We start from the raw sequence: 18,044 nt of genomic DNA, 5'->3' as shown, positions 1-18,044 counted from the left end.
TTTATTATTATCAGATACTGAGCATAATTTAAGTACAATCAAAAAATCGAACGCTTTATGTTAAAACAATTCTTTATCCTCTGCTCTGGTGCAGATACGGATATTTTAAACGACTGTTCCGTTGGCGAACAAAATAAATATGCTGGTATAGGTGCCACAGTTTTCTTCACCGCTGTTATGGCTACCATTGCAGCAAGTTATGCACTTTACACTGTTTTTGATAACCTCTACACATCCATATTCTTTGGACTAATTTGGGGTTTACTCATTTTTAATTTAGACCGTTATATTGTGTCTACAATTAAAAAAAGAGATCATATTATAGACGAAATTCTTCAAGCAACACCAAGACTTTTCTTAGCGGTAATTATCGCTGTTGTAATCTCTAAACCTTTAGAACTAAAGATTTTTGAAAAAGAAATCAATCAAGTTTTATTAGAGCAAAAAAATGATTTAACCTTAGCCAATCAAAATCAAATTGCAGAACAATTTAATCCTAAGATTGCTGAATTAGAACAGCAGATTGTAAACTTACAGTCTCAAGTTGAAACAAAAGAAACTGAGGTAAATGCCTTGTACAACATTTATATTTCTGAGGCAGAAGGTACAGCTGGCACTAATTTATTAGGAAAAGGACCTGTTTATAAAGAAAAAAGAGATAAGCATGATGCAGCATTAGCAGAGTTACAACAATTAAAGGCTGATAATACTAGTAAAATTGAAGCTATTGAAGTACAAATTACAAGTCTTCAAAATGATTACACAAACAATGTAACCACATCACAACCTATAATTGATAATTTTGATGGCTTAATGGCAAGAGTAACGGCTTTGGACAAATTACCGTGGCTACCCTCTTTTTTTATATTCTTGTTGTTTTTAGCTATTGAAACATCACCAATAATTGCAAAACTTTTAGCTTCTAAAGGCGAATTTGATTTTAGGTTACAAGACCAAGAAACTACCATACAAACTTGGACCATGCAAAAAGTTGCTGAACGACAACTGCTTTTAAAAACGGATAATGACATTAACAATAAAGTATATACCGAAATTGCTGATGAAGAAGCTGTAATTAATTACAAACGTAAAAAAGCAAGGGAATTAATGCAGTTTCAGGCAGATGCCTTTTTTAATAATCAAAAGAATGCCTTATAAAATTATGGTGCTCTTTTGGTTTTAAAATTAAGTCGTTACTTTTAGGACTCTAAAACCTAATTTTAATGAAATCTATATACTTAGTATTTGTAATTCTTTTAATAAGTTGTAATACCCAAAAAACACAAACTGATTCTGTAGAAACTGCCAAAACAGAAATAGCTAAAGTAATGAACGACCAAGAAATTGCTTGGAATAACCATGACATAGAAAGTTTTATGCAAGGGTATTGGAAGAGTGACTCTTTAAAATTTTATGGAAGCAATGGGCTTACCAAAGGTTGGGAACAAACATTGGCTAATTATAAAAAAGGATATCCTACAAAAGCAGAAAGTGGAACACTAAATTTTGTAGTAAACGATGTTTCTAAAATTGAAGGCAATAGCTATTGGGTTATGGGAGAGTATCATTTAAAGCGTGAGGTTGGAAACGCAGATGGCATATTTTTAATCCTATTCAAAAAGATTAATGGTAATTGGAAAATTGTTGCCGATATGTCTTGTTAATCTTAAAAATGAATTAAGTTGAAAAACTAATTAAGCTTAAAATTCCAACAAAAAAATAAAGTGTTACCGAAACATCTATCTATCACCACAAATGCCTGGGAAACACTTTTAAATATCTAATCTAATAAAGCACATAATTATGCCGCAACAATATTACCTGTTACAATACTATTCTTGTCTTGTGGTGCTTCTTGTGGCTCTGCCGCTTTAAAATGTTGGTATAATTCTTTACAACCTAAACCAATAATAGATAATCGTTTAGACTTGGTAATAGACTCGTTATGCAATCTCGCTAAAGCCATTACACCTGCTCTATCTATACTTTTTACACGCTCTATATCTAATAAAACATCATCTAGTTTATCAAAGATATTAGCAAAATAAGCATTGAAAGTTTTTAAATTGAACTTGTTTAAGGTTCCTTCAATTTGATAGCGGTTATTGTAATTTGTAATTTCTAAATCCATAATAAATAATGTTAAAAATGTTCATACTAATTCAGGGCTATTAATCAGTAATCTGGTATTATTAGTTAGAGGGATGATCACAATATCGACCTATTATTTGGGTCTATCTTAAAATATCGACAAACCGTAGAATGACTAGTTTATTTGAAATGGATTGTATATTAATTCGACAAACAACATCACAATATTATTTAGTGGTGTAAGAAAAATAAAATCTAAACTATTTATTATTAAGCTCTTGCAAATGCTTTTTAAAATCCACTGGCTTGTGAATTACGGTTTTAGAAACCGGATATTTTTTTAAGTGATGTTCTGGTCTAATAGGTCGCTTTTCAAATCCACCACCACAATTAGGACAAACGTGCTGAAGTAGACTAACACAATCCATGCAAAAGGTGCATTCAAAAGTACAAATCATTACTTCTGTAGAATCAAAAGGTAATTTTTTATTACAATTTTCGCAAGTTGGTCGTATTTGTACCATTATTGAAAATCTATATTTTTACATTTTATAATTGTATCACAAGACTAAGTAACAATACATTTAAATGAAATATAAGTATAAAGTAGTAATAATGGTAATATTAGCAGGTATTACCCTTTATGGTTTAGCTTCAGGAAAATACTTGTTTATGGTATTTTTAATTCCGTTAAGCTTCGATTTTTTCAATAAAAATAAATCTGATTAAATTTTCTTTACATATTTGGTAATGATAACCGTTAAGGTTGGTCCTACTTTACCTTCAATATATTCTGCATTATCACGATCTAATCTTATGTTTCTTACCGCAACACCTTGTTTGGCAACCAAACTAGATCCTTTTATTTTTAAATCTTTAATTAACACAACAGAATCGCCATGGTTTAAAACAACACCATTAACATCTCTGTGAATTAACTTATCACCTTCTTCTTCACCATCACCAGATGCTTTTGCCAACTCTAATGTATCTTCTTCCATATACATCATTCCTAACAAATCTTGTGTCCAATCTGCTTTAATTCGGTTTAGCATTCGCCATGCCATAATTTTTACAGCATCATGCTCACTCCACATACTATCATTAAGACAACGCCAATGATTAGCATCAATAGCGTCTGCATCGTTCATCTGTTCTATACAAGTTTTAGATGCATACAACGCTGTTTTTAATCCATTTTCTTTTATATCTGGAATGATATATACTGATAGGTTTTCTTCGCTTCCACTTAGCTCACACTTAGAGCCACTTCTTTGTTGTAATTCTCTTTCTAAACTCATAAAATTTTATATATGAGCAAATGTATTGTTATTTCATTAATTTTCGTTTAAGAAGCTATTTTTTTAAGATTAGATTTTTTTGGATCAATATAGACTTCGAGGAATTTAGAACCTTGAGAATTAAATACAACATCTTTGCAATTTGCAGGAATCAAAATAGTTTCTCCCATTGAAACAAACTCTGAATAATTGTCTATAATGATTTCTGCTTTACCTTCTACACACATAAAAATAACAAAGGCATCTAAATCTTTATAAGATCTTTTTTGAGGCCCTTTTACTTCAAATATATTGGTTGTAAAAAAATCACAATTTACAAGGTTACTCGTTTTTTCTTGTTCTAATTGATACTTGCTTTTTCCGTTTGTAAGAAACGTTTTTGTGGCTTTTATTGCAGAATCGGTATGTAACGCTCTATAGTTACCATTATCATCAGTTCTGTCCCAATCGTAAACACGGTAAGTAACATCACTTGTCTGCTGAATTTCTGCTGCTAAAACACCAGCTCCAATAGCATGTATTTTTCCAGCAGGAATAAAGTAACTATCGCCTTGCTTTACTTTTTCGGTATTAAATATGTCATCTACATTAGAAGCATTAATTGCACCTAATACATTTTTATCTACAGTATTATCTTTTAATCCTAAAACAATTTCAGCGTTATCGTCGCTATTCATAATATACCACATCTCTGTTTTACCAAAAGAATTGTGTTGCGCCTTTGCCATTTTATCATCTGGATGTACTTGTACAGACAAATTAGTTTTAGCATCTAAGAATTTGATTAGTAAAGGGAAATTCTCTCCAAAAACTTCAATATTCTCTTTCCCTAAGAATTCAGTTGTATGCGTTTTTATTAAATCATTTAAAGATTTACCTTTATATAATCCATTAGAAACAACCGATATATTATCCGTAACTCCAGATATTTCCCAGCTTTCTCCAACATTTTTTAAATCTGTTTTTTTGTTTAGAATTTCTGAAAGTTTATTTCCTCCCCAGATTTTCTCTTTCAATATAGGTGCGAATTTAATTGGATATGATTGCATGCTTTTTAATTTTTAAAGATTTGTTTGAAATTGAAGTTTAATAAAATTGTTATGTTGATTTAATTTTTTTAAATAATCTAACAATGAAAATAAACTCTGAAATAAGGTTTGTTGCTTTTTAATTGATTTAGTTTTATAGTTTAAAATAGCATCTTGGTTATCAGTAATTACTTTAATTAATCCATTAACACCATGTTGCTTTAAGTTCATCATATTAGTTGAGGCATAACCTAAAAATTTTAGATCAAACTCGTTAAACATAAATCTTGCACCAGCCTTCACTGCTGACATGTCAGATTTAAATTTTCTTACATTTACTACAGATACATTAGGACATTCCTCTTTAACATCATTCAGTAAATCATAGGTATTATCTCGACTATTATTATTGACCAAACAGAGTTCTATATTTATGATTTGTTTCATTTGTTCTATAAGTAACTCAGTGTCTATTTCATTTTCATTATTATGAAATATTATGATGATGCCAATTTTCATTCTACAAAAATTATTAAATATTTAATTATGCTATTTTTATATTCATTGAGTTTTCCTGTACAGTAGGTTTCTTTCTATTGTATACCCATGCTATCTGTCCTAATTGAAATACTATTTTCACAGAATCTTTCATAGATAACTTAGAACCATCAGCATGAATCCATCGTTTAAGAGGTTGTTCGCACAACATAGTTTTTGCTTTTTTTAATCCAAAGTGAATACTCATTCTTTTAAAAATTTCTACATCGAAAATCCACTGCGTTACAAACTTTTTACCAAAGGCAATTTTTATAACGTCCTTGTGAAAGATTTTAGCACCACATTGCGTGTCTTTAAAATCCATTTTTAAAATCTTTCTTATTATAAAGTTTATGGTTAAACTAATAATCTTTCTGGCAGATTCTTTGGTAATGTTTGCTCCCATTCTAGCAATACGCGATCCGCTAACAATTGTAAATTCCGAAGTTTCAATAGTCTTAACTAAGTCATCAAAATCTGCTAAGTCCGTACTTAAATCTGCATCTAAAAACCCTATGTAATCTAAATCTTCTTTTTTAGCCATATGCAACATTCCTAATCGCACAGCTTCAGCTTTTCCTCCGTTTTTCTCACAATCGTAAACTGTAATAAAGTCCTCTCTTCCTTTTTGTAAATCTCTTAAAACTTCTAAAGTATTGTCCTTACTGCCATCATTTACAAAACATAAGTGATAACCAGAATTCTTATCTATATAGCTTAAAAATTCATTACTTAATAAACGCTCTTCCTCATTGTAACACGGTATTACTACACCGACACAACGTTCTTGGATCATTACATTTCTTGTGGTAACAGGGTTTTTTACTTGTGGTGCACCAACCAAGTTTTTTACACGTGCACTAATTTCATTAAGACTTAATGGCTTTTTCATGTAGTCGTTAATTCCTAATTCAAAAGCTTGAGTAATTGTATCATCTTGTGTGTTACCAGACAATATCATTATTGGCGTATTAGATTCATCTATATTTCTAATATATTTTACAACATCTAATCCAGAGACACCAGGCATATTTATATCTACAATAACTAAGTCTGGGTTAAAAGTTTTATACGACTCTAATCCTTTTGAACCATCAGTTTCTATCTTTACCTTATATCCTAATTCTAATAATCTTTTTTCTAAAGGAAGTAAAACTAATTGTTGATCGTCTATGGCTAATATTTTCATAATAATTGATATTTTGATTCTTAATTACAGTACAAAATTACCAGGTAAGACGCTTGTAAATTTTAAATTTAGCTGAACCTTATATTTAGTGTAGACGAATGGTAGTTTGCTGTAGATAATTAAAAAATGAAGCACTGTTTAAATTATATATATTTGACAAGTTGTTATAACTTAGGCTTTAATTATTTTTATGATTGTAAATAGGCTTAAAACAACTGACCTAAAATCTAATATTGAAAATTAATAATTGAAAGAAACCTCTAACAAATATTTAATTTCTGCACTTCTCTTAGGATTAGCATTTCATGGAAGTTCCATATTCTTTACTTTGGAAACCACCTACGATGCCTTAATCCATTTGTTTTTTGCAGACCATTATGCCAACAGTTGGTTTGAGCCTTGGAACTACGAGTGGTACACTGGCTTTACAGTACAGAGTTATCCACCTTTGGTGCATCAGTCCATTGGTTTACTTTCTATGGTTGGCGGATTAAAGTTTGGTATGTTTAGTGTGGCGCTTATTGCCATTGTACTATTTATAACGGGTACGTATCGATTCTCTTTATTAATGACTGGGAATAAAACTGTTTCTGGTTACGCTTGTCTTTTGGCTGTATTTTCATCCTCATTTGTAGAAACACTGCACATTTTTGGACAACTACCTAGTATTGTCGGTGTTTCGGTGTTAATGCATGCTTTGCCAGAAATCTATTTATGGTTAAAAACAGGAAAGAAATGGTACTTAGCCACCAGCTTATCGCTCATTGCGGTTACCGTAACTTCGCATCACGTTACACCTATTTTTGGAATGGTCTTTTTCATATTTCCGTTAATAGGTATGGTTATAATGGATGTTTCACGAGAGCAGGTAAACACCATGAAAGAAGTCACTTTCAAAATATTTTTGAACACCTTTTTTAAGCTCTTTAAACGTATTGTGAGTTTTGGGATGTTGTCTTTAGTATTAATTATAGGTTGTATTTTCCCATATTGGTTAAACTCTAAAGCTAACCCAATAACCCAAGTCCCAATTCCGCATGGTTCTCGCGATAATTTTTTAGAAATCACGTCTTCTGGCTTAGTGTTCTTTTTAATTCCTTGGGGTATTTTACTCATATTATTGCCTTATATATTTTACAGATATTACAGCAAACGTTACTTGTTCTTTGGTTTATCAGTAACTATATGTACCATCCTAGGAACTGGTGGCACCACACCTATCCCTTTAAAAATGTTAGGCGAAACGGCTTTTAATATTTTAACCTTAGACCGTTTTACACTTTGGGCTTCAATTTTATCTATACCTTTAATGGGTGAGTTTGCCTATCGTTTTGTAGAAGGCGATTTAAAAACACTTATTCAAACCAAATTAGGTGCCGTTTACCATAGAATTATTGGTGGTATACTTGCTGGCTTGGCTGTATTTATGGTCATTTTTACCATGAGTTTAAATTACTTTAGACCATCGCAGCCACAGAAAATAAAAATGTTGCCCATTGTGAATTTCTTAAACCAAGATGACCACGACAAATGGCGATTTTTAACCCTTGGTTTTGGCGACCAAATGGCTTGGCTTAGTGCGCAAACCGACGCTATGACTGTAGATGGCAATTACCATTCTGCAAGGCGATTGCCTGAGTTAACCACAAGACCTATTGAGCGTTTAGAAAACTCAAAATTTAAAGGTGTAGCTGGTATTGGCTCGTTACAACAGTTTTTAACCACACCAGAAAAATACAATCTTAAATACATTTTCTCTAACGATAAATTTTACGACCCAATTCTCTATTTCTGTGGTTGGCAACGCTTACGACAATTAGAAAACGGTATTATGGTTTGGGAACGCCTCAATATTCCGCCTGTTTCTGCTATTTTACCAAAAGAAGATGTTGCAAAATGGCTGAAAATTCATTGGGGAATTATGCCATTTTTAACCGTTTTAATCGCCTTTGTTTTAAACATACAAATGCTATTTGTATTGGCTTTAAAAACACGCGTAAAACCAAAACCAGATTTTCTAAAATTCCCAATTGCATATACCAAGTTTAATAGAAATGTATTGCGAATAACACATCTTTGGTCCTTAATTTTAGCTATAGTTGTGTTTTATGGCATATACTTATTCTATCTAAAAAACGAATCTCAAATTAGTCCAGAAAACGCTATTGTAGCGTATTATGACGCTTTAGATTTTAAAGAATTTGAAAAAGCCCACAGCTTAATAGACCCAAATAGTAACATACCTATTGCGCAATACATGCTAGAGATTTCGGTAACCGATGGTTTGTTGAGTAGTTATGCAAAAATGGATGCCATTGAAACCGAAATCACAGCACTTAACGATAGTACAGTTTCGGCAAAAGTGACCAGTCAATGGATTACACCTTTAGAAAAAATTGAAAAAGTAGATTACAAATCCCTTTCAAAAATAAAAGGCAAATGGTTTTTACAACCCGATGATTTAAACAACGATTTACCACCAGACCAGTTGTATTCTGATAATGTGACTAAATATTTCAATCAAGGTCGACGTAGAATTACCACTGAAGCCACTCACCATGAAGATATTTTGAAACAACCTGTCTTAGAAGTTATTCAGGCAAAACTAGTTCAGTTTGATGGTAGTTATGCCATTATTGGCGAAGTTCAGAACATAGATAATGTACCTGCAGATGTTATTTTAAAAGGGACGCTTTACAACGATGACAATAAGCAATTAGCTACGTACAACGCCAAATACCATGTGAAACATAAATTGATGCCGAAGGAATCGAGTAGTTTTAGAATTAATTTTGAAGGTATTGCCTGGTCTAAAACCCAAGATTCCATTCCAGATACATTTAATCCGGATGAATTTACACCTGTTGAGTTTGAAGAACAACCCACAAAATTCAACTTACAAGTCGCCGGAAATGTTTCGGGTTCAGATTTGTATAAAAACGTTGTTTTAAGTGATGTGAATATTAAAGACTGTATGCTTAATGGGAACTTATTTAATAGTGGTATTCAAGAAATAACGATTCCTCAATTATTGATTACCTATTACGACAATGACCAAAATATGGTTTGGGTAGACCATATGTTTGTGAAAGCTGGTGTGAGACAACAACGTAAGCAACATTTTGAATATCCGATTATAATTGATGGCGATGTGAAGATTATAAACGATGACATGAAAAACATCTTTGTAAACGGTTTACCAAACGAAGATATCTCAGATAAAATTGTTCCAAATAGAATTAAAAATCATACCAATGCGGAATTACAACCCATTGACCATCTCGATTTTAGTGGTATTAAAATTGAAATTAACACGTATATAGGAAGTCCTAATTGATGCAAATAAAACGCACATACTTATTACTTTTAGGGTTGATGTTATTATCATCCTTTGCTGTTGTGCAACACACTAAAGTTGCTTCGACTGAAATAACTTTAATTTCTACACAAACTGAATTTGAAGTCGGCCAACCTATTGTACTAAGATTTTCAACGTCAGGTGATGTACCATTTGATTTATATTGTTCTAATAGTTATGGTTCTACGATTATTTCTTCAAGCTTAAAAAACAACACCTTAGAATTTGTTATTCCTGAAAATATCACTAAAAAAATTGGTGCTATAAACTGGACTTTGCTAGATGACAACAAATCACTTTCAGGAAAACTACATATTTTACCAAAACCAGAAGTAGCCACAATGGAAACTTATATTGGTCCACCAAGTATTGAAGCAGGCGGAAAAGATTATACCACATTGGTTGTTATTCCAACGGATTCTTTAGACAATCCTGTGCCAACAAATACTTTGGTTGATGCCAAATTTCAGTTTTTAGATTCAGAGGAAGGTTTTAATATTTTCACTAAAAACTTAATTGCTTATAGAAATATATATTCTAAAAGACCAAGTGGAAGAATGTTGGTGTCTTCAGAAAGTATTGGTATCAATTCTAAAGAATATACTATAAACGTTATGCCATCAATACCAACAGATTTTAAAATTTCTGCAACACGACCACATGATTATGCAGACGGAAATCAGGTCACAACGTTTTGGACCACCATTATAAAAGACGAATATAACAATGTAGTTAGTGATGGTACTTTTGTAACCTTTTTTATTAAAAACAGTAAAGGCCATATGCTTAAAACAACAGGAACCACGATTGATGGTATTGCAAATTCTAAAATTATTCATCCAGATTTTGCAGATAAATGGAGCGTTAAAGCTTACGTAGATGGTATGTCTGAGAGTAATAGCATTTCCATTAGCTACAAACAAGTGATTAAAGATTTTGACGTTGAATTCTCTGAGCATAATCGACGCATAGAAATAGGTCCTTTACAAAGTTTTATGGAACAAATGATACCAGATGGTTTACATATTAAATTAAAGATTTACCAAAATAATACGCTTATTAATACGTTAACTAAAACCTCGTTTAATGGTTATACCAGTTTTAAACTAAAACCCGCTATTTATCAAAATGGCGACTATAATTTTAGTATTGAAACTGCTGGCTTATCCAAAGAGTTTAAATCAATTAAGCTATGGTAAGTATTAACAAAAACATATTACGTACCATATTATTAGCCACATATATTATGATTGTAGCCTTAATTATTTCTGGTGTTAGCGCACTATTTAGTTATTTAAATACAGGAGCCGACCGAAGCACAATGCTACATACCGAAATAAAAAAGGTAGACCAATATGCCCCAAAAATAGATTGGGAACCTTTACAAAATGAAGGCAGACCCATGGACGACCAAACCTTAAATGCTATTCAGCATGATTATTTAGATGCTTGGTACGTAAAACAAATTGCCTACAAGAGTAATAAAACAGCCGGAATTAAAGATTACTATACAGACAGTGCTAGAAAAAATTTATTTGCCTTTATAGATTTAAATAAAGCACAAGATATTAGTATTGAAGCCACAACCTTAAGCCACAATCCTACACTAGAATATTTTAGTCAAGACGGACAATTGGCCGTAGTTACAGACCGTAATGTTATAGAATACAAACGTGTTTTTAAAGCTAAAGAACTCATCTTAGAAACGACAGAAACGTCTACTTACCAAATGGTATTTTTATTAGAAGATGGCTTTTGGCGCATTAGACATTTAGTTAAAGATAGTGCAGATATTTATAACAGTGAACCTCAACAAATAAATGTTGACAGCCTAAATATTAAAGGAATTAACTACTATCCACAAGCCAATCCTTGGAATATGTTTGGTGATGAATTCTCTACTGATACTATTGCAAAAGACTTTAAAATTATTAAAGATGCTGGTTTAAATTCGGTACGTCTTTTTGTGCAATATGAAGACTTTGGAAAAGAACATATTGATGCCAAAAAAATTGAAAAATTAAAACAAACCTTAGATTTAGCAGAGTCTAATAACTTGAAGGTTGTTTTAACATTATTTGATTTCTTTGGTGATTATTCTATAATGAATTGGACGCTAAATCAACGTCACGCAGAAGCGGTTGTTAATGCTGTAAAAGACCACAATGCTTTATTGGCTTGGGATATTAAAAATGAGCCTAATTTAGATTTTGAGTCTCGAGGAAAAGACAATGTTATTGCCTGGTTAGATAATATGATTGATTTGGTAAAGTCAACAGACAGCATTCATCCCGTAACCATTGGTTGGTCTAATACACAAAGTGCTTCCATATTAAAAGACAAGGTTGATTTTGTGTCGTTTCATTATTATGAAGATTTAGAAAATTTAGATGCTGCAGTAGCAGCTCTGAAAACCGAAATACCAGACAAACCTCTCGTGTTACAAGAATTTGGATTATCTTCTTATTCTGGCTTCTGGAAACCTTTTGGTTCCTCTGATGAAGACCAAGCCAACTATCACAAAAAAATCCAAGAACAAATTGCAGCTAATAACTTACAATTTATGTCTTGGACTTTATATGATTTTACAGATGTACCAACAGATGTAGTAGGTAGTCGTCCTTGGCGTCGTAATACTCAAAAACGTTTTGGGTTTATAGATAAAAATGGGGCAAAAAAGGCTGCTTTTAAATATATTTCTAATTAATGCTTTAAAATTATATAGAACACAGCGAAGAATCTAAGTTCATGTCCTAACTCAATCTTTAAGATTCTTCGGGTCTGCATTCTTATAAATTAGAACTTAGGGGTTTCTAATTAGTTGTAGGCTTCTACTTTTTGGGGCAAAAAAGGTGATTCAATTATTTAACTAAACAGTAGTGTAGGTTCAATCTGAGTAGGCAGATTACTACTGTTTAGCTTTTATTTATACTGACCAAACAGCGGGTTTAATAGATTTTTTATCCATAATTTTATAAAAATGTTCTATGTACATATTTGCAATTTCTGACATTGGATAAGCCGTCGCTGCTTTAAAGTTAGTTTCTGCTAAATCTAATCTATACTCTTCATTTGTAACAATAGCCTCTATTGCATTTGCTAAACTTTCTGTATTAGTAGGCTCAAAGAACTCTCCTTTATAGCCTTCGTCTTTTACGAGTAACGCTAAATCCCCTAGGTCTGGCATAACTACTGCTTTACCGTAACTTCCTGCTTGATGTAATACACCTGAGCTTCCCGTTGTAGATGTGTAAGGAAATATAACAACTGCACTTTCTTTGAAGATTTTTGGAACTACCTCCTCTTCTACATAACCCGTAAAACGTATCTGTGAAACATGTTTATAATCTTCCTTTACTCTAGCCAAATAACCAGGTACATTTGGGTTATCTGTTCCTGCGATTACAATTTCTAAGTCTAGCCCTGTTCTTTCTCTAACTAATTCTACAGCTTCAATCATACCCTCTACCTTTTTATAGGTGCCAAACTTCCCAAAAGTCATTATTTGTAATGGACCTTTTGGCAACGTATAATCTGGTTCTGCCGGAATCTCAAACGTACCGTGAGGAATTAACTCAACATTTGGCGCATAATATTTATACTCTAAAGAATGAACGTATTTTTGAATTGTAACAGCAACTATATCCGCTTGTAAAATAAGCTTAGTTAAAATAGTTCCTATTACACCGTAGATTTTTTGCATTAGCTTATTCGAGGTAAATCCTGCGCTTTCTAAATCAACTTCCTCTAAAATATTGTGCAACAAGACGATGTTAGGAATATTCTTTAATTTGCAAACCAATGGTAACATTAAACCTAATGCTGCCGCAATTTTCTTATCTCCGAATTTCATAAATTGTAAATTGAATAATACAGCATCTGGTTTAGTATTATTAATAGCCTTTGTTACTGAAAACAAATTTTTGTAGCTATTAAAAGACCAGCACTCTTTTATGGTAATTTTACAACCAGCTTCTGTGAATGTAATGTCCTTTTTACCTTCTGTTTTGTCTGTTAGCAGAACTAGTTCAGTTATATTTTCATTTTGTCTAAATTGTTTAACTAAATGGTATGCATACTCGTTCAATGTTACTTTACTTGGAGGGAATGCAGTTACTATTGCTAGTTTCATGATAATGGATTTTATAAATGTTTTAATTAATTACACTACAAATTTGGCATTTAAAATCACTGTTTTTTGAAAGTTTCGATAGGTTAACTTTTACTGTAGACGAATGGAATAAATCTTAAGACAAAGGTTTTTCAGTTTTAGTATTATTGCTAAAAATCAATTAAAATCCGGATCTACCAACACCTAATTATTTTGATCTGGATAGTAAGAATACTGATCTACTGAATTGAAGAATAAGCTAGAACATCTTCAAAATACAATCTATGTAACATATGTATTAATAGGGTGCGAACAAAAAACTCAAAAACTCAATTGCACATAATAAATTGCAATTGAGTTTTTGGGTGTTACTAATAAAACAGAGACCTACAATAGGTAAACTATTTTGAATCATTATATTTTTCTATTATACAGAAGCCGTTGCTATTCCTGTAGATTTTTTTTCGATAATAGTACTAAAAGTATGCAAATATAATTCTGCAATCTGAGACATAGGATGAGCTGTAGCGGCTTTATAATTTGTTTTTGCAAGTTCTAATCTATAAGCATCATTAGTAACAATTGCTTCGATAGCCTTTGCTAAACTCTCAACGCTTGTGGGTTCAAAAAATTCGCCTCTATAACCTTCATCTTGTACCAATAAAGCTAAGTCTCCTAAATCTGGCATTACCACTGCTTTTCCGTAACTTCCAGCTTGGTGTAAAACTCCTGAGCTACCTGTTGTAGATTTATAAGGAAAAACGACAACTGCACTCTCATTAAATAAAATTGGCACTTCGTATTCTTCAACATAACCTGTAAAACGTACTTGTGGTACATGTTTATAATCTTCTTTAACTTTTGACAAATAACCTGGAACATTTGGGTTGTCTGTACCAGCAACAACAACTTCTAAATTTAATCCTGTTGATGCACGCACTAACTCAACAGCTTCAATCATTCCTTCTACTTTTTTGTAGGTTCCAAATTTTCCAAAAGTCATTACTTGCAATGGACCTTCTGGTAATTTATAATCTGGTTCAGCAGGAATTTCGAAAGTACCATGTGGAATCAATTTTACATTATTGGCACCATATTTATCTTGTAATATATTCACATATTTCTGCATAGTAACCGCTACTGTATCAGCTTGAAGAATTAGTTTAGTTAACGATGTACCTATAAATCCATAAATTTTTTGCATTAATTTATTGGATGTAAAACCAGCACTGCCTAAATCAACTTCTTCAAGTATATTGTGTAGTAATACTATATTAGGAATTTTTTTCAACTTGCATACTAAAGGTAACATTAATCCTAAAGCAGCGGCAATTTTTTTATCGCCAAATTTCATAAATTGTAGGTTAAACAAAACTGAATCTGGCTTAGTTTGGTTAATCGCTTTAGTTACTGAAAAAATATTCTTATAACTATTAAAAGACCAGCACTCCTTTACTGTTATCTTACAACCAGATTCGTTAAACTCAATATCCTTTGCGCCTTCTGTTTTATCGGTTAACAATATAAGTTCTGTTACTTTTTCATTTTTTCTAAATTGCTTGACTAAATGATATGCATATTCATTTAAAGTAACTTTACTAGGCGGATATGCCGTTACGATTACTAATTTCATAATTTCTGTGGTTTTAGTATTGGGACAAGTTTTTAATTTTTATTTGATCGTATTTAAAAAAGGCTAATTGAATTGTTAACAACAATAGCATAGCTATTATTTGCATATGTACTACTTGTTCTAAACTCTCGTGATAGAAAATTACCAAACCCATTTGAAGCATGCCAAATACTCCAGAAATAACAACTGGAATATATTTGTCTAAAGACAGGTAGTAGTAAGCGAAAATATTAGAAATGGCAAACATTGAGGTTGCTATTGCATATTTCCATAGTAATGGTGCCATAGCTATATAACTCTCTCCAAATAGTAATGTGATTATGGTTTCTGGGAAAATTAAACAACCTATTATAATTGTAATTGATATAGCGGCTATATACCCAATGTACTTAAAAAGAGTTGATGCAGTTTCTTTGCCCTCTTTTTTAAGTTGAACCACTGTAGGCAATAGCAACATTACAAACATCCAAGCTATGAAGTATACTATTCTACCTATTAAGGCCAAAGAGGCATATAAACCAGCTTCGTATGACTCAAAGTAATGTTTAACTAAAAGTATATCACTATTATTTATAATAATTTGAGTTAACTCATAAAAAGCAGTTATCACAAAAAAGCTTTTAATTTCTTTTGAATGCGTTTTACTTAATACTAAAGCTTTCTTTGAAATTAGCTTTGGAAACTTAAACGGAAATAATCCAAATACAAATGAAGCTAGTATACCAACAGCAATAACAACAGATGATTGTATATTAAAAATTAAAATTAGTCCTAAAGTAATTATTAAACGGCTTAACATTTCACTTTGATAAGTAATAGATAAAGACTTAAAAGACTTTTTTCCTTGAAAAACTCCTCGATTTACACTCATTAAGAAATATAGAGGAACACCAAAACCAAAAACAACAAACATATTAGATGATGATGTGTTAAACACGCTTTGCAGTTGGTCTGCAAAAACGATTATCAATAATCCCATTATTACACTAACCGCAAGCGAATTTTTATAAATTTTAGAAACAAAGCTCTCGAAAACCTCATTTTCAAAAAGCACAGAGAATTTAGCAGTTACAAGTTGAAATGTCATTGCAGCAAAACTTAGTACCAATAAAAATGTAATTAATACGGCGGCATCTGCAAATTGAGCTGGCCCTAAAACACGACCTAGAATTAAATTGTATAAATAGTTCCCACCATTTACGGCTAACACACTCAGCATAAAAAGTTGCTCTGGTGTAATTTTTCTAGATTTTAAAATTGCTAATATTTGCATGATTCTATAATAATGTATTTGTATAATTTATAATACAAATATCTAATTTGAAACAGTGGAGGGAGATTAAATTTCGTTCAGATACGCTTTGCATAAGACGAATGTACTATTAGTGTCGTTTTATTAATTGTTATAAATTAATAGTCCATTTTACTAGCATTTAACACCATTTTCTCAGTGTAACAAAGTAATTTTAACGCACTTAAGCAGGCAAATATAGCATTTAATCGGTAAAAAATTAAGGTTTATCATAGTTTTCTTTCAAAAATAGTTTACATTTACGCCTTTAAACGACTGAAAAAGAGTTTGTTTAACTAAAAAACAACCCCAAAAACCTACTATTATGATTAAAATACTTGCCATTGATGATCAACAATTAATATTGTTATCATTAGAAAAACACTTAGGCGATTTAGGATTTGAAATACAATGTGCTCAATCTGGCGAAGAAGGACTCGCCTTGTTTGACAGTTTTAATCCAGATATTGTAATTGTAGATATTAATATGGACGGCATGTCTGGGTTAGAGGTCGTAAAGAATATTAGAAACGAAAAGCAATCTGATACTAAAATCTTAGTACTTTCTGGAAACACTAATGAAGATACTGTTATTGATGGTTTTGACTTAGGTATAGATGACTACATGAAAAAACCCGTATCACTGAATGAGGTAACTGTGAGAATTAATAGACTTTTTGGTATTAAAACCAATAAAGCACAAAATAAAACTACTAAAGATCAAATACTACAAGAGCGTTGTGTTGGTGTTGTTATACCTTGCTACAATGAAGAAGACAGACTTTCTAGTAAAGAATTTCTCAATTTTATTGATAGTAATTTAGGTTACCAATTATGTTTTGTAAATGACGGTAGTACCGATAAAACATTAGAGGTTTTAAATTCATTGAAAAAAGGAAGAGAAAACAATATTCTTGTATACGATTGTGAAAAAAATGGTGGTAAAGCTGAAGCTGTAAGACAAGGTGTATTGCACTTAGCTGAAGATCCTCAATTAGATTATATTGGATATTTAGATGCGGACTTATCAACCGATTTTAGAGATTTTGATGATTTAGTAAAAACTATTGAAGATTCAGACTTTAAAATTGTAAGTGGTTCTAGAATGAGCAGAATGGGTGCAGATATCACTAAAGAATCTGCACGTAAAATTATAAGTAAAACTATAAACCTTATTATCCGTACTATATTAGGTATGCCTTTTAACGATACCCAATGTGGCGCAAAAATTATGGATAAAGACATAGTTAATCTTATGTTTAAAGATAAGTTTATTACACGATGGATTTTTGATGTCGAAATCTTTATAAGAATGCGAAAACATTATGGCAAGAATAAAGCAATTTCATACATCTGCGAACAACCACTAAAACGATGGATACATGCAGATGGTTCTAAATTGTCTATGAAAGATTCTGTAAAAATTGTAGGGCAACTTGGTCAAATTGCAATACACTATAGATAGAAATATTTAATAATTAAGAGCCCTAAACTCTATATAAAGT

At 31.6% G+C, this 18,044-nt stretch carries 16 protein-coding genes; 7 read left to right on the top strand and 9 right to left on the bottom strand.

The genetic code is table 11. From position 1 onward, the window contains the following. Positions 1 to 57 precede the first annotated feature (57 nt). Together ACJBCC_RS05515 and ACJBCC_RS05510 are read left to right on the top strand one after the other, a co-directional pair. Positions 58 to 1,158: a DUF4407 domain-containing protein gene (locus ACJBCC_RS05515; protein ID WP_299102173.1), complete on the top strand. Its 1,101-nt coding sequence runs from the start codon at positions 58 to 60 to the stop codon at positions 1,156 to 1,158. Between the two features lie 65 nt (positions 1,159 to 1,223). Continuing rightward, positions 1,224 to 1,664: a nuclear transport factor 2 family protein gene (locus ACJBCC_RS05510; RefSeq protein ID WP_299102174.1), complete on the top strand. Its 441-nt coding sequence runs from the start codon at positions 1,224 to 1,226 to the stop codon at positions 1,662 to 1,664. Between the two features lie 137 nt (positions 1,665 to 1,801). Here ACJBCC_RS05510 and ACJBCC_RS05505 read toward each other — a convergent pair whose 3' ends face one another. After that, positions 1,802 to 2,131 carry a hypothetical protein gene (locus ACJBCC_RS05505; RefSeq protein WP_299102175.1) on the bottom strand — a complete coding sequence of 110 codons (330 nt, stop codon included), beginning with the start codon at positions 2,129 to 2,131 and terminating at the stop codon, positions 1,802 to 1,804. 220 nt (positions 2,132 to 2,351) lie between these two features. Continuing rightward, on the bottom strand, positions 2,352 to 2,615 hold the full coding sequence (locus tag ACJBCC_RS05500; protein WP_407556599.1) for a DUF1272 domain-containing protein: 264 nt from the start codon (positions 2,613 to 2,615) through the stop codon (positions 2,352 to 2,354). Positions 2,616 to 2,679: 64 nt separating this feature from the next. Here ACJBCC_RS05500 and ACJBCC_RS05495 point away from each other — a divergent pair, with 64 nt between their 5' ends. Beyond that, complete coding sequence (locus ACJBCC_RS05495) at positions 2,680 to 2,820, top strand: hypothetical protein (protein WP_299102177.1); 141 nt, start codon at positions 2,680 to 2,682, stop codon at positions 2,818 to 2,820. On the opposite strand, the gene ACJBCC_RS05490 is transcribed toward ACJBCC_RS05495, so the two are convergent. Genes ACJBCC_RS05490 through ACJBCC_RS05475 form a run of 4 tightly spaced genes read right to left on the bottom strand, consistent with a single transcriptional unit; the run spans position 2,817 to position 6,146 of the window. Next, positions 2,817 to 3,392: an alkylphosphonate utilization protein gene (locus ACJBCC_RS05490; protein ID WP_299102178.1), complete on the bottom strand. Its 576-nt coding sequence runs from the start codon at positions 3,390 to 3,392 to the stop codon at positions 2,817 to 2,819. The genes ACJBCC_RS05495 and ACJBCC_RS05490 overlap by 4 nt on opposite strands. A 47-nt stretch (positions 3,393 to 3,439) precedes the next feature. Beyond that, the gene (locus tag ACJBCC_RS05485) at positions 3,440 to 4,441 is read right to left on the bottom strand and encodes a type I phosphomannose isomerase catalytic subunit (protein ID WP_407556598.1); all 1,002 of its coding nucleotides are present in this window, start codon (positions 4,439 to 4,441) and stop codon (positions 3,440 to 3,442) included. A gap of 12 nt (positions 4,442 to 4,453) precedes the next feature. Next, entirely contained in the window at positions 4,454 to 4,939 is a 486-nt protein-coding gene (locus tag ACJBCC_RS05480; protein ID WP_299102180.1) for a glycosyltransferase, read from the bottom strand. Positions 4,940 to 4,964: 25 nt separating this feature from the next. Further along, positions 4,965 to 6,146: a response regulator gene (locus tag ACJBCC_RS05475; RefSeq protein ID WP_407556597.1), complete on the bottom strand. Its 1,182-nt coding sequence runs from the start codon at positions 6,144 to 6,146 to the stop codon at positions 4,965 to 4,967. Between the two features lie 247 nt (positions 6,147 to 6,393). Between ACJBCC_RS05475 and ACJBCC_RS05470 the strand changes: the two genes are divergently transcribed. Genes ACJBCC_RS05470 through ACJBCC_RS05460 form a run of 3 tightly spaced genes read left to right on the top strand, consistent with a single transcriptional unit; the run spans position 6,394 to position 12,211 of the window. After that, entirely contained in the window at positions 6,394 to 9,483 is a 3,090-nt protein-coding gene (locus ACJBCC_RS05470) for a hypothetical protein (RefSeq protein ID WP_407556596.1), read from the top strand. Beyond that, positions 9,483 to 10,703 (top strand): hypothetical protein, encoded by a 1,221-nt coding sequence (locus tag ACJBCC_RS05465; protein ID WP_407556595.1) that lies wholly within the window; start codon positions 9,483 to 9,485, stop codon positions 10,701 to 10,703. Before ACJBCC_RS05470 ends, ACJBCC_RS05465 begins: the two co-directional genes overlap by 1 nt. Next, positions 10,697 to 12,211 (top strand): cellulase family glycosylhydrolase, encoded by a 1,515-nt coding sequence (locus tag ACJBCC_RS05460; RefSeq protein ID WP_407556594.1) that lies wholly within the window; start codon positions 10,697 to 10,699, stop codon positions 12,209 to 12,211. Before ACJBCC_RS05465 ends, ACJBCC_RS05460 begins: the two co-directional genes overlap by 7 nt. Before the next feature lie 219 nt (positions 12,212 to 12,430). Here the strand turns inward: ACJBCC_RS05460 and ACJBCC_RS05455 are convergent, their stop codons facing one another. From ACJBCC_RS05455 to ACJBCC_RS05445, 3 genes are all read right to left on the bottom strand, one after another. Next, on the bottom strand, positions 12,431 to 13,636 hold the full coding sequence (locus ACJBCC_RS05455; protein ID WP_407556593.1) for a glycosyltransferase: 1,206 nt from the start codon (positions 13,634 to 13,636) through the stop codon (positions 12,431 to 12,433). 406 nt (positions 13,637 to 14,042) lie between these two features. Continuing rightward, entirely contained in the window at positions 14,043 to 15,248 is a 1,206-nt protein-coding gene (locus tag ACJBCC_RS05450; protein WP_407556592.1) for a glycosyltransferase, read from the bottom strand. 13 nt (positions 15,249 to 15,261) lie between these two features. Next, positions 15,262 to 16,521: an oligosaccharide flippase family protein gene (locus ACJBCC_RS05445; protein WP_407556591.1), complete on the bottom strand. Its 1,260-nt coding sequence runs from the start codon at positions 16,519 to 16,521 to the stop codon at positions 15,262 to 15,264. A 346-nt stretch (positions 16,522 to 16,867) separates the two neighbouring features. On the opposite strand from ACJBCC_RS05445, the gene ACJBCC_RS05440 reads away from it, so the two are divergent. Further along, positions 16,868 to 18,004, top strand: coding sequence for a response regulator (locus ACJBCC_RS05440; RefSeq protein WP_407556677.1), 1,137 nt, complete (start codon positions 16,868 to 16,870; stop codon positions 18,002 to 18,004). Positions 18,005 to 18,044: the final 40 nt, after the last annotated feature.

Source organism: Winogradskyella sp. 4-2091 (assembly GCF_045765065.1).
GTDB lineage: Bacteria > Bacteroidota > Bacteroidia > Flavobacteriales > Flavobacteriaceae > Winogradskyella.
This window is presented reverse-complemented; position numbering and strand designations above follow the sequence as displayed.